At 39.0% G+C, this 13,446-nt stretch carries 11 protein-coding genes and 1 pseudogene; 3 read left to right on the top strand and 9 right to left on the bottom strand.

The genetic code is table 11. The annotated features are described in order from the left end of the window. Positions 1–320: 320 nt before the first annotated feature. From BQ4305_RS06285 to BQ4305_RS06295, 3 genes are all read right to left on the bottom strand, one after another. On the bottom strand, positions 321–1,589 hold the full coding sequence (locus BQ4305_RS06285) for a cytosine deaminase (protein ID WP_110927003.1): 1,269 nt from the start codon (positions 1,587–1,589) through the stop codon (positions 321–323). Then, positions 1,586–2,860 carry a cytosine permease gene (gene codB, locus BQ4305_RS06290; protein WP_110927004.1) on the bottom strand — a complete coding sequence of 425 codons (1,275 nt, stop codon included), beginning with the start codon at positions 2,858–2,860 and terminating at the stop codon, positions 1,586–1,588. The genes BQ4305_RS06285 and codB overlap by 4 nt, the downstream gene beginning before the upstream one ends. 272 nt (positions 2,861–3,132) lie before the next feature. Next, positions 3,133–3,576 carry a GNAT family N-acetyltransferase gene (locus tag BQ4305_RS06295; protein ID WP_110927005.1) on the bottom strand — a complete coding sequence of 148 codons (444 nt, stop codon included), beginning with the start codon at positions 3,574–3,576 and terminating at the stop codon, positions 3,133–3,135. Positions 3,577–3,756: 180 nt separating this feature from the next. Here BQ4305_RS06295 and BQ4305_RS06300 point away from each other — a divergent pair, with 180 nt between their 5' ends. After that, entirely contained in the window at positions 3,757–4,515 is a 759-nt protein-coding gene (locus tag BQ4305_RS06300) for a hypothetical protein (protein ID WP_110927006.1), read from the top strand. 172 nt (positions 4,516–4,687) lie between these two features. Here the strand turns inward: BQ4305_RS06300 and BQ4305_RS22220 are convergent, their stop codons facing one another. After that, complete coding sequence (locus BQ4305_RS22220) at positions 4,688–5,005, bottom strand: VanZ family protein (protein ID WP_110927007.1); 318 nt, start codon at positions 5,003–5,005, stop codon at positions 4,688–4,690. Between the two features lie 117 nt (positions 5,006–5,122). Between BQ4305_RS22220 and istA the strand changes: the two genes are divergently transcribed. Further along, positions 5,123–6,667, top strand: coding sequence for an IS21 family transposase (gene istA, locus BQ4305_RS06310; RefSeq protein ID WP_110927350.1), 1,545 nt, complete (start codon positions 5,123–5,125; stop codon positions 6,665–6,667). Beyond that, entirely contained in the window at positions 6,667–7,431 is a 765-nt protein-coding gene (gene istB / locus BQ4305_RS06315) for an IS21-like element IS643 family helper ATPase IstB (protein WP_110927008.1), read from the top strand. The genes istA and istB overlap by 1 nt, the downstream gene beginning before the upstream one ends. A gap of 51 nt (positions 7,432–7,482) precedes the next feature. Here istB and BQ4305_RS06320 read toward each other — a convergent pair. From BQ4305_RS06320 to rfbD, 5 genes and pseudogenes are all read right to left on the bottom strand, one after another. Continuing rightward, positions 7,483–7,893: pseudogene (locus BQ4305_RS06320) on the bottom strand (PTS transporter subunit IIC); the annotation flags it as partial. A gap of 187 nt (positions 7,894–8,080) precedes the next feature. Next, the gene (locus BQ4305_RS06325; RefSeq protein ID WP_110927009.1) at positions 8,081–9,319 is read right to left on the bottom strand and encodes a glycoside hydrolase family 71/99 protein; all 1,239 of its coding nucleotides are present in this window, start codon (positions 9,317–9,319) and stop codon (positions 8,081–8,083) included. Between the two features lie 58 nt (positions 9,320–9,377). After that, entirely contained in the window at positions 9,378–10,832 is a 1,455-nt protein-coding gene (locus BQ4305_RS06330; protein ID WP_110927010.1) for a hypothetical protein, read from the bottom strand. A gap of 728 nt (positions 10,833–11,560) precedes the next feature. Then, a complete protein-coding gene (rfbB, locus tag BQ4305_RS06335; RefSeq protein ID WP_110927011.1) occupies positions 11,561–12,586 on the bottom strand; it encodes a dTDP-glucose 4,6-dehydratase in 1,026 nt (341 codons plus the stop codon). Beyond that, positions 12,583–13,443, bottom strand: coding sequence for a dTDP-4-dehydrorhamnose reductase (gene rfbD, locus BQ4305_RS06340; protein ID WP_110927012.1), 861 nt, complete (start codon positions 13,441–13,443; stop codon positions 12,583–12,585). Before rfbD ends, rfbB begins: the two co-directional genes overlap by 4 nt. Positions 13,444–13,446: the final 3 nt, after the last annotated feature.

Here is a 13,446-nt window from a genome sequence, read left to right on the forward strand (position 1 = left end):
ATAAATTAACAGAAATATATGATTTCTCAGTCCCTTTGTTGTCACCTTTACTGCACAACAATATACTTTTCTCTTGTTTCTTAAAAGTATTGATTTTTTCAAACTCCTTTATCTTGCGACTCTTTCCAAATAGTCCGCTGCCTCGAAGGCACTTCGCTTTCCGCGGGTGAGCTGCGAGCCTCCTCGCTCGTGCCTCTCTCCGGGGTCTCACATTGCTTTTCCCGTCAGGAGTCTTCATGCCCTCGGGCTGCTCAGCAGTTTCTATAACACAAAAAAACAATCAAAAGCCGGAAGGACATTTCCCTTCCGGCTTTTTCACTTTATCTAGTAAAGGTAACTTTTTCTATGCTGTCTCCCAGCCTGATGCTCGTTTCAGCCGGCTTCGTTTCAGCAATCACTTCGCCGTTGCGGATTGAGTAAAGAACGGATGCCTGCTTACGGACTGCTTCATATTCATTTTCAGCCCCGAGAACAATCAGGTTGGCTGGTTTTCCTTCCTCCACACCGTAGCGGTCTTCAATATTTAGTGTTTTGGCGCTGTTTTTGGTAATGAAGTCAATCGAATTCTTAATCTGTTCATATCCCATCAGCTGTGTAACATGAATGCCCATATGCAGCACTTGGAGCATATTCCCCGTTCCAAGCGGGTACCATGGATCAAAAATGTCGTCATGGCCAAAGCAGACATTAAGCCCTGCCTCCTGCAGCTCCTTCACCCGGGTAATCCCCCTTCGCTTCGGATAGGTATCAAAGCGGCCCTGGAGATGAATATTCACCAATGGATTGGCGACAAAATTGATGTTCGACAGCTTTAATAATCGAAATAGCTTGGACGTATACGCATCATTGTAAGAATGCATGGCCGTCGTATGGCTTGCCGTAACAAGCTCGCCCATTCCAAGCTTATAGGCTTCGGCGGCAACCGTTTCAACAAAGCGTGACTGTTCATCATCAATCTCATCACAGTGGATATCGACAAGACGATCATACTTCTCGGCCAGCTGAAAAGCAGCCTTCAGGGAATCGACGCCATATTCCCTCGTGAATTCGTAATGCGGAATCCCCCCGACAACATCGGCCCCCATCTTCAGTGATTCCTCTAACAGCTCAAGACCATTTGGATAAGAAAGAATTCCTTCCTGCGGAAATGCGACGATTTGCAGGTCCACATACCGGGACATATCCTCCTTCACTTCCAGCATTGCCTTCAAGGCCGTCAGATCCGGATCAGTCACATCCACATGGGTGCGGACATGCTGGATTCCCTGGGCAATCTGCCATTTCAAAGCCGTTTTCGCCCTTAGCTTTACGTCTTCATGTGTCAGCATTTCTTTTCGTTCCGCCCAGCGCTGGATTCCTTCAAACAGTGTCCCGCTTTCATTCCAGTTCGGCTCACCTGCTGTAAGTGTCGTATCCAGGTGAATATGCGGCTCGATGAACGGCGGAAGCACGAGGCATCCATGAACGTCCATCACCTGCTCGTCACCGCTTACTTCGATCGTTCGGTTAATCTTTTCAATTTTTCCGGCTTCGATTCGGATTTGCCAAAGCCCTTCTTGATTTCGCAATACAGCATTTTGAATAATCATGCTTCCGTCACCTTCTTCATTGTTGTAGTTGCTTTAGATTCTGCGGCTTTCCTTACAAGGAAAGATAGAACCACATAGACTGCCGCTGCCCCGATAATCCCATTTAAAGGCGGGATCCCCGGCACGAATTTCGCCATCGCTGCCCCGATTGCCCATGCTGCTAAAGCGCTCCAGTTGACACTTTTGAATTTCATTTTTTCAAAAGATTGATAGCGTCCGCGGTTCAAAATGAAGTAGTCCGCAATCAGGATGGCCCCGATTGGCGGAAGCGCGGAGCCAAGCAAGGTCAGGAACCCTGTGAAATTGTTGTACAGCCACATCGCCAGGATCGTGCCGACGATGCCATTGAAGATGACGACTTTGCTCTTTTTGATTTTTGTAATGTTTGAGATTCCCAGTCCTGAAGCATAGATGGAATTATCATTGGTTGTCCAAATATTTAAACCAAGAACAATGATCGCCGGGATAATCAAGCCTTGCAAAAACATCACTTCTGATATATCCGACTGTCCTGTCGCAATGGCTCCAATCGCTCCAAACCCAAACATTAAGCTGTTTCCGATAAAAAACGCAATAACCGTTGTCCATACACCCGTTCTCTTCGTTTTTGCAAACCTCGTGAAATCCGGTGTCAGCGTTCCGCCGCTGATGAATGATCCGACACAGATCGTTAAGGCCGCTGCCATGCTCATCGTTTCAGCCGGCTGATAATCCATCAAGGACTGGAACCCGCCAAGGGAATCCACAGCATCTAAGGCCGAGAATCCGCCAAGGGCCACAATCGCCGGCACTGCCACAAAACTCAAAATCGTTAAAGCCTTCATTCCAAAGAAAGCCGTTGCCGTCATCAACAATCCAGCAATGATAATCAAAACAGCTGTATCAATGCCTGTCACCTTCTGAACCGGCACTGCAAACATCGCCACGCCCACTCCAAACCAGCCAATCTGCGTGGCACTAAGCAAGAAAGAAGAGAGATACGATCCTTTTTCTCCAAACGCATAGCGCGTCAGCAAGTGAGTGGAAAGACCTGTCTTCGCTGCGATATACGCAAGTGAACCTGTATAAGCTCCCAGAATCAAATTCCCTGCCAGCACGGCAAGAATGAATTGCGGCATAGAAAGTCCAAGACCGAGCGTCCCGCCGGAAAGCATACTGGCTGAGAAGAACGTGAAGCCAAGCATCACCACGAGCATCCTCCAAAATCCATTACGATGCGACTGCGGCACCGCCTGCAAAGAAAAATCCAAATCAATCATTTTCTTTTCCATACATGTATTCCTCCTGTTTTAGAAAATCTAAAACTGGTACACTGCCTTCAGAGAAAAGAAAAGAGGCCTCCTGCCTGTGAATGCAAGAAGCCTCTTTTATCCGGAATGGGTATCATTCTATACAGAAATCCCCCATGATCTCCAGTTCATTTCGTCGTCCTTGCCAGCCTCACGGGACTGAATTAAAGGTACCAGTATGTAATTAACGTAATTATTGCAATAAAACGAAAAATTGTCAATATAAAATTTGATTTGCCTACCCATCCATAGGTTCAAGAATGAACATTTTTCGATAAGAATACTAATCGTTCAATCTCTTTAAATCCATTCTTTAAATAAAACCGCTCCGCCGGAATCCCTCTGTCAGTTAACAAGGAGAGGCTGGAAATATTATTATCGGCCAGTTCATTTCTCAAAAACTCCAGTAATCTCTTCCCAGTCCCCTTTCTCTGATACTCCAGACGAACGCACATCTCGTGGATAAAAAACTCATCCCCGCTCCACCACCTTTTTCGAATCCCAAACAAAAAGCCGATTACTATTCCCTCTTCTGCAGCAATGATTCCCTTGAATCCAGGCGTATCGATGAAATCGGATAAATACTGACTCGCTCTCTCACAGGTCCAATTGTCATTCCACGGTTCTCCATCAAATACTTCTACAAAAGTTTCGGTGCATTGCTGAAGGTCTTCATTAGTAAATAACCGAATCTCCATTAAAATCCCTCGTTTCGTTTTCATGTATTATAACGTTTCTCACCGAGCTTTTAAAAAATGAAACATTTTTTCGTATGACATGCTACTTTTCTGTCTTGGTATTTGATTATAGGAGAAAAAGGTCAATGAGGCATTCTGCAAATGTGCAAATGTCCATCTGGCGTTCAGGAGGAATACAGAATGAAGAACTTGGTGAATGAAAATAAAATGGTAATTGTCTATCCAAAGCTTGCGGCCAAGCTCGGGTTAAAGGAAGCCATCGTGCTGCAAACGATTCACTACTGGCTCGAAAGAAGCAGCCATTATATTGACGGCAGAACATGGGTGTATAATACTTACCAAGGATGGCACGAACAGCTGCCTTTTTTATCAGCAGAAACCATCAAGCGAACCATCAGGGGATTGGAGAAAAACGGATACCTTATTTCCGGCAACTATAACCGGCTGAAGCTCGATAAAACAAAATGGTACACCATCGACTATACGAAACTGAGCGTACTGGATGGCCCAGACACCTCTCCGTCATGTCAGAATGACACGTCGGATGACTCAGATTCCTGCCCTGGTGAGGAAACAGACACACCAGCAATACCAGAAAGCACTTCAGAAAGTACTTCAAAAACGACGGACATAAAAAAAATCGAATCAAGAGCAGCCGAGGAGGAACCCGCTCCTTCCTACTCTGAAGACATTCATCTTTTGATTCAGGAAACCTTTCCATCCGGACTAAAGGATGATTGGATTCCCATTATCCATCAGATCTTTCACGATTTCCAAAACCGGTTATCCCTCCCTGCCTTCAGGAAAATCCTTTTGGACATTAGCCGGAAAGCAAAGCAGATTCTCATCTTTGAGAAGTATATGCGGAAGTCTGTGCAAAATGCCCTGGCAATTCCTAATAAACAAGTGATTAGAAGGGAAACTGTAGATGGCAGCTAAAGAAAGGCATAAACCCGAAAGAAAGCAAGAAAAGTCTATGAATACAAAAGAGCGGGAAGCCCGCTATACGGCTATTTTAGAGCAGTTAGCTGCCTTATAAAAAAAGATATAACTAATCTCTCTTTGTAACTAGATGAGTAAAAGAGTTCTCTCTCCATGAAATAGATTGCTATTAATGAGAATTTTTTGTTCGAATTTTTATAATAAAGAGAAAGGTAAGAATGCCTAATGTCCCACCGATTGTATCAATGAATACATCTTGGACTAAAGGAGTCCTTCCGCCTGTGTAGTATTGATGAACTTCATCAAAGCTTGCGTAAACAATCACAAATAGTAGGCTGCCTAAAAAGATGAGAAATTTATTCTTAATAAACGTGTTCCAAACACCGCGTGTTAATAATCCTAAAATAAAAAATATAAAAAGGTGTGCACCTTTCCGAGTAAAAAACTCAAGAAAACCAGATACATCTGCTTGTGTAAACGCTAGAATAAAGTTGACAGTTTTCGCTTGATTAGATTTTACACTTTTGCTCTATCAACCTCATTCTTTAGTAAAATAGTTGGTGATGTTATTTTACTGGAGGTTAGGAATTTGGAGGAGAAGTTAGTGTTATACGTAAAGATTCAAGAACTACATAAAAGAAAATTTAAAGTAGCACAAATTGCTAAGGAACTTAAGATTTCAAGACCAACTGTCTATAAATATTTAGAGATGACCTTTGATGAAGCAAAAGCGTACACTGAACAGCCTATTGGGAGGAAGAAAAAATTAGATAACTATAAAGACTGGATCCTTGCCTGGCTAGAAGAATATCCTCATCTAAGCGGTGCGCAAATTCATGATTGGCTTCTAGAAAGGTATCCCGACCTTGAGGTCGGTGGAAGTACAGTTAGATCTTATGTGAAAGATATCCGCGAATTCTACCAGATTGAGAAGAAGGTTATCGTACGTCAGTATGAAGCTGTACCTGAGCAACCAATGGGGAAACAGTTACAGGTGGATTGGGGAGAAACAAAACAGAAGACAACTGAAAACAAAGAGATTAAATTGTACTTCATTGCCTTTGTACTCGCCCACTCTAGACACAAATATATGGAATGGCAGGCACGTCCTTTTACGACAAGAGACGCGATCCGATGTCATGAAAATGCATTCCAGTTTTATGGCGGACGAACAGAAGAAATTGTCTATGATCAGGACCACTTAATCTCAGTAAGTGAGAATGCAGGGCAGCTGCTTTTAACAGGAGAGTTTCAAAGTTATGTAAATGAACGTAAGTTTAAAGTTCACTTGTGCAGAAGAGCGGATCCGGAATCTAAAGGCATGATTGAAAACGTAGTGAAATACATAAAAGGCAACTTCGCAGACAGTCGAGTATTCAGCGACATAGAGGATTGGAACGATCGATCATCACAGTGGCTCCAACGTACTGGAAATCAACAGGTTCATCAAACAACGAAAAAAAGACCAGCCGAAGTGTTCCTCCTGGAAAAGCAACACTTACAGCCAGTCTCTTCGTTACTCTCATATGAAAGTACCAATAACCAAAGTATAACAAGAAGTGTAAGCAAGGACAATACGATTCGTTATAAGTCCAACCGTTATTCAGTCCCACTGGGGACTTATCAAACAAATTCTGAGAATAAGGTATTGATTAAAGTTGAGGGTGATGAACAGCAAACGCTGGTGATCCGAAGGCAAGCAGAAGGTGAAATTATTGCCGAGCATCGTATCAGTCTTGAAAAAGGAAAGCTCATACAAAATCGCCATCATACTCGTGATCGCTCAAAAGGTATTGAAGAGTTTAAAAAACGTTTAATTTCCTTTTTTGAAGATCAAACACAAGCAGCAACTTATTTTAATGAGATCAGCCAAAGATATCCAAGGTATCGTCGAGACCAGTTCGCAATCATTCAACAGGTGATTGAACAATATCCAGCGCTCATTGATAGTGTGATGACTAAGTGTATGACAGAAAAGATGTTTAGTGCAAACGATTTTCGTGATATAGCCCATCATATTGACACAATGACTCATGAGCAGGTAACTGAAGTAGAGTTATTAAATACAGGTTCAGCAAAACATTCTAATATTAAGGTTTCTACCCGATCTCTTACTGCGTATACCAGTTTTTTAGGAGGTAGGACTTAATGAACCATACTGTAAAAGAAATACAGGATCAATTTCGTCAATTGCGCTTATCTGAAACCGCGGAGGAGCTGCCTCAGCTTCTTCGCAAAGCTGAAAAAACTTCCTGGACCTACTTAGAGTTCTTAGAATCTATTACAAGGTATGAACTAGCAAAACGTGAAGCGAAAAGCCTTGAAAAAAGAATGAAGTGGGCGCGCTTCCCTTTCGTGAAATCATTAGATGAGTTTGAGCTCAAAGGTCAAAACGTTCTTACAGCAAGGCAACTATCACAACTTAGAGAGCTAAGCTGGCTGGAGCAGCAGTACAATTTAATTCTACTAGGCCCTCCTGGTATCGGAAAAACATACATCGCGATTGGACTAGGACTCGAAGCTGTTAACAGAGGGTTCAATGTCTACTTCGCTACAATGGGAGAACTTGTACAGCTCTTAAAGACGGAAGAATATCTAAATAAATCAAAAGTCCAACTCAAACGGATGAGAAGCGCTGACTTAGTGATTATCGATGATTTGATGTACATGGCCATGGATCAGAGAGAAGCGAACCTATTCTTTCATTTGATTAACCATTTATACGAACGAAGTTCGATAATCCTGACCTCTAATAAAAGTCCAGATGAATGGGGTAATTTGATTGGGGATCAAGGTATTACAACGGCTATTTTAGATCGGTTACTTCATCGTGTGGAAGTCATACATGGTGAAGAAAATGAGGAAAGTCATCGTATGAAGAATAGAAAAAGTATCTTTTCAGCAGAAGTGTAAAAAGGAAACGAGCAAAAAGTGTAAAATTCGAATTGACGTCTACATTATAGCGATATCCCCCATCAAGACGAGCAGGATGGCCGGAAGAAAACTGTTGATCAGGCCATTGGCAAAAGCTCCAGCCATGGCACCGCGTCTTCCTCCTGTCACATTTCCGAATACGCCGGTTGCTGCCCCTGTAAAGAAATGGGGCACTAGTCCCGGTACAATAACTTTCAGGCCAAGAACCGGAAGCAGGAACATCGAGATGATACCGGCGATAAAGCTGAACAAAAATCCGATGATCACGGCATTTGGCGCGAACGGGAATATCGTTGGGCAATCAAGGGCAGGCTTCGTGTTCGGTGCAATCTTATCAGCAATTCCCTTAAAGGCAGGAACAATTTCCGCTATGAGCATCCGCACACCGGCAAGGATAATATAAACCCCTGCAGCAAAGGTGATCGCCTGGATGAATAAATAGTGATTCACGTGTTTGTAAAAGTATATTCTCAAATCCTTGGCAAATCGTTTAACATTCTCCAATGATTCCATTTTCTACTCTTTTTTCCTGACTATCAAGGCAAAGTTCAAAGGCATCAACTTTAAGGGCATAAAAAAAGAGAACTCTGGTTGGGTCTTCGATAGGTTAATTGATTTAAAATTTGCTTTATTCTTCTGTTATTACGTTATTCAGCGCCTTAAGATACCCAAATCCATCTCTCTTGTTCGGCTGGAGACCAGGTCCACCTTCAGCCCATTCTGAAATATTGTAAATAGTCAAAAATTCCGGCTGTTTATTTTCCCTGATGCTGTGGGTAGCTCTTCTGAGAACAGTTTCAAATAGTTCAGGTGTACTTCCTCGCACCTTCCACTTTGAAGGATGCGGGTATTGGCTCTCTGCTGATGTCATTACATTTAATACATTATATTTCTCATTTGGAAAAGCAACAGTGTTTGCATACTTGGAATAACTGTTATCATAATTATCTCCATATAAAGTTGAATAGGAACCTCGAAATAGATAAACGCCCTTTCTCTTTAAATTTCCAACCTGTTTTTCATTATAAGATGAGGGAGATATAACTAAATTTCGACCCAGTATACAAATACCATCATACCCAAGTTTTTTCATTCTTTCAGCCAAGTAAATAAACCGCACGCCTGAAATTTTTGACCCGTTATAATTGTCATAAATCCCTCGAAATGATTCCATATCCCAAACAAAAAATACCGGATACCGCTTTCCGTCTACTTCGTACGTGTATATATTCGGATGCTTCTTCAAAATGTGATCAATTATAAAATCCTGCTGCGCATTAGCTTCAGACTTTGGGCTATTGCTATCTAACCATAATGAATATTTTAATCTTTGGAAATTTTTCGTCTTATTCATTAACATATTAACCCAATACATTTTTTCATTTTTTTGATAAAAATTGTTTTTGTTAATTACCCCTGATAAAATTATTCCAGTTACTCCGTATTTTACCAGCCAATAACTTTGCCAATCCAGAACGTTAGGATCATCACCTTTGTACCAACCAAGAAGAGGGTGCCTTGAAGGATCATAATTGGGATTATTTGTATGATTCCAACTCCAATCGTACCATGTGTATGAACCATTAGATTGATTAGAGGCTGAAGCTGTATATTCCAATCCGAAATCATTGTACCAATGGGCTAAAATATCGACGCCTTGTTTATTATGAGCGGGCGAAGCAATTGGTGCTTTCTTTAATTCGCCAAATTCTAATCTTTTAGGATAAGAGTAAATATCTTCATCATTATTTTGCATCACACCTATCTTTTTAATGGGAGTTTTTTTATCATTTGTTTTTTCGAATTTTAACAAAAATAATAATGTAAGCCCACCCAAAATTAATGTGACGAGTAAAAGCCTTCTCAAACTATTATCCTCCTTTAGAAAAAGCACTTCCCGTAGAAAGCGCCTCTATATTACCAAACTATTTTTTTCTTTTCTTTTTTTTAGCATCGGATAACTTTTCAGAATTCAACCCTACGCCGCCACATAATAACCCTAATAAAATAAAATAGACTGCTGATGAATTAGGACTTAAAGCTACTTCATTAAAAGCTATATTTAAAACAATGGCTAAAAACAATGATAGTCCTAAAACTTTTTCTCTTTTATTTTCTATTAAATTTATGTTTGAATACATAAATTTAAAGAAAACGAAGTATAGTATCAATCCGACAATTCCTAATTGTCCCATTATCATCCCGAATCCACTCTCGGTTATTTCTGTTGTTGCTCCATTAGAGTATAACCCAGCTAGTACCCCTATATTTCCCAACCCTCTGCCTAGTGGATGATTCGGCAATTCTGTAAATGCCGAGAAAAACCCAGTGATATGCAATAACGCGCTCATTGTTGAGTGCAACATTGTGTAAGCTAAAAAAACACTGCCAGCCAATCCAGACCCTACTAAGATTAGAAAAAATACTGCCTTTGGAGTATAATGCTTACCCCATACAACTAAAAAGACTAATAACCCAAGCAATGCCCCTTTACTAACCGTCAAAGCAGTAGCAATCACCATGAGGAAAGACAAGAACCATTTTTTCAAATACCAAGCTGCCATAAATCCAAAAAATAAAAAAGTTCCAAGGTTAACAGGATCAGCAAAAGACGAAACCATTCTTCTTATTTGTTCTCCATTTATTCTTTCTGATGAGTAATAATTTAAAGGTAGTCCGGAGATAGCGTGTACAGGCAAACCTTTTTTTGTCCAAAGTTCCGCTAAATTTAGAGTGCTCCAAATTTCAGGATTTATAAATCTTTCATATATACCAAATAGAAATACAAAAAAAGCGATGAAAGCAATATATTTTAGATATCTTTTTATGACAGTAGATTTATAGGCCAATAAACCAATTAGAAAAAATAACATTGGGTTAACAATATTTCTCAGTGAAGCCATTCCAGACATTGGATCTGACCTAAAAAGCACCATAGTAGCAATTGAATAGCCTATAAGTGCTACTAAAATAATTGTATTTTTTTTAATAATATTTTTACTAACTAAGGTTTTTTGTATGAAATAAATAAACATGCAAAGCAGCACAGAAAACCCAAAATTAATTACAACTAATATTTGTAATTGCATAGAGCTTAAATAAGGAGTGATAATTCCTAAATAAATATTTTGGGTGGCGGAAATAAATATAGGAATCGCAAGATAAAAAGACAGCTCTCTTGTTGCTACATAATAAAATTCGAAAATAAAAATACTGAAAAATAACAACAAACACAATCCTATAAATAATATTTGGGCATTGGAATCAAATACAACGGAAGATAGAAGTATTGCAATCAAAAAAAATAAAAATGTCATCATAGAAAAAAGATCAATGTTTCTATGACTCAAGTTCACTTTGTTGGTTAAATCTCTTTGCATATAGTTAACTCCATTTTCTCTTATTTTTTCCATTCCTTACTAACTTAGCTAAAATTATATTAGTAAGGGATTAGGTTCCACTCAATACTATCATATTTTTGTCAACTTTATTCAAAAATTTTTCGCTCTATCCCCAACTTCTAGTGATTTTGTTGTTTCCTTTTTTTCCGTTCTGTTTTCTTTCTTCTTTTCGAATAGTCCATAACATTCCGGCACTAAAACATGTAAGAAAAAAGCCATTCCGTTCCATAATACAGCTCCTATTGTTATTTTATTATAACTCCTTACTGAATGAGATGTGTTTTTATACAATAAGTCCTATCATATTTTCCATGTTGTGCCTGTCCACCAAATTAGTTTTAAAAATGAGGAAGAAAATAAATGACACCGTTTCCTTATATTTAGTTAGTATTTTGAAGAGCTAAGGACTTTAATATGACGTCAATTAACTCATATTAGTTTCGCTATGGGGAATAAAATATTTTTTATGATATTCTCTGGTTAGAAATAGGAATCCAGTCTATTCAATGCTCATAGGATAGAGGAACGATTCACCTCAAAAAAACGATTTTGATACATTAAATATATGATCGAGAGTTGGTAATTATCTATATTCTGTAAAAAATCCACTTGATGTCTAATCACCCTAAATATTTAATAAAAATTGTCGGTCTATTAATTTAAAATTATATCCCTGTTGAAGTAACCAACAGGGATATAATTTTAAATTATCTATTATTTGAGTATTGTTTTTTAAAATATTTTTGATATTCCCCACTTATAATTCTTTTCCACCATTCTTTATTATCTAAATACCACTGAATAGTTTGGGCAATTCCCGTTTCAAAGTTATAAGTAGGTTTCCAACCTAACTTTTCTAATTTAGTTGGGTCAATAGCGTATCTTTTATCGTGCCCTAATCGATCTTTTACAAATTCGATAAGGTCTTCTGATTTTCCAAGTGTTTTAATGATAGTTTTGACAACCTCTAAATTTGTCCGTTCGTTATGGCCGCCCACATTATAGACTTCACCAAGCTCCCCTTCATGCAAAACTAAATCTATTGCGGAGCAATGATCCAGTACATGAAGCCAATCTCTAATATTCGCTCCATCCCCATACACAGGAACTTTCTCTTCATTTACCACTCTCGAAATAGTTAATGGTATTAATTTCTCTGGGAAATGGTATGGCCCGTAGTTATTAGAACACCTAGTAATGTTAATGGGAAGTTTATATGTTTCATAGTATGCCCTGACTAACAAATCGGAAGATGCTTTACTTGCACTATAAGGGCTGTTTGGCTGTAATGGAGTTTCCTCTGTAAAGAAAGTAGTTGGATCGAATTCTAGCTCTCCATATACTTCATCCGTTGATACATGCACAAACTTAGTTACTCCCACTTCTTTAGCTGCATCTAATAATACTTGTGTGCCCATAACATTCGTTTGTACAAAAATTTCAGGATTCGTAATTGAGCGGTCTACATGACTTTCTGCTGCAAAGTGCACCACAAAATCAAATTTTTCTTTTCTAAAAAGCTCCATAATCGAAGTCCTGTCAGCGATATCAGCCTTAATAAAATGGTAATTTTCTTTCTTCTCTATTTCGCTATGCTTTGTAAGATCCCCCGCATAAGTGAGTAAATCCAGATTATAAATATCATACTTTTCATATTTATTAACCATATACTGGACAAAGTTTCCGCCTATAAAGCCCGCTCCGCCAGTTACTAAAATCTTCTTTTTATTCATCGTTCCTTCACCTCTTCTTCTAGCTCTGTCAAATAGCGTGATAATGCATCCTGCCATTTTGGCAATCTTCTAAATCCATTTTCTTCTATTTTATTCTTGGATAATCGTGAATTTTTTGGGCGAGCTGCCTTTGTTGGATATTCTTCTGTTGTTATTGAATGTACCGTCACTTCTTTATGAGCCTGCTTGAAAATTTCTTCAGCAAATTCTGACCAACTGCAAAAGCCTTCATTTGTAGCGTGATAAATACCATATATTTCTGATTGGGCTAACTCTAGTAATAAATATGCTAAATCCGCTGTGTATGTAGGAGAGCCTACTTGATCACCAACTACATTCAATACATCTCTGGTTTCTGATAATCTGAGCATAGTTTTTATAAAATTGTTACCATTTAAGCCAAACACCCATGAAATACGTACAATAAAATATTTTTCCAAATGATTGGCTACTATAGTCTCCCCTTCATATTTGGTCTTTCCATACTGCCCAATGGGATTAGGTAAATCATTTTCTGTATAAGGTTGATCTCCTGTTCCTTCAAAAACGTAATCAGTACTTATATAAATTAATTTTGCATCTATTTCTTTTGCTGCTATAGCTATATATTTAGTGCCATTTACATTAATATCATAGGTTTTTTCCACTTCATCTTCCGCTTGATCCACTGCTGTATAAGCAGCACAGTGAACGATGACATCAGGCTGAAAGGTGGTTATATATTTGTGAACCTGTTCTTCATTTGTAACATTGAATTCCGAAGAACTAGGTGCTTGTATGATAAATCCTTTTCTTTTTCCTTCTTTTAGTACATCATATCCTAATTGCCCGCTTCCGCCAGTTACTAGTATTTTCATATA

Origin of the sequence: Bacillus massiliglaciei, assembly GCF_900098925.1 — a bacterium.
In the GTDB taxonomy this organism is placed as follows: domain Bacteria; phylum Bacillota; class Bacilli; order Bacillales; family DSM-1321; genus Peribacillus; species Peribacillus massiliglaciei.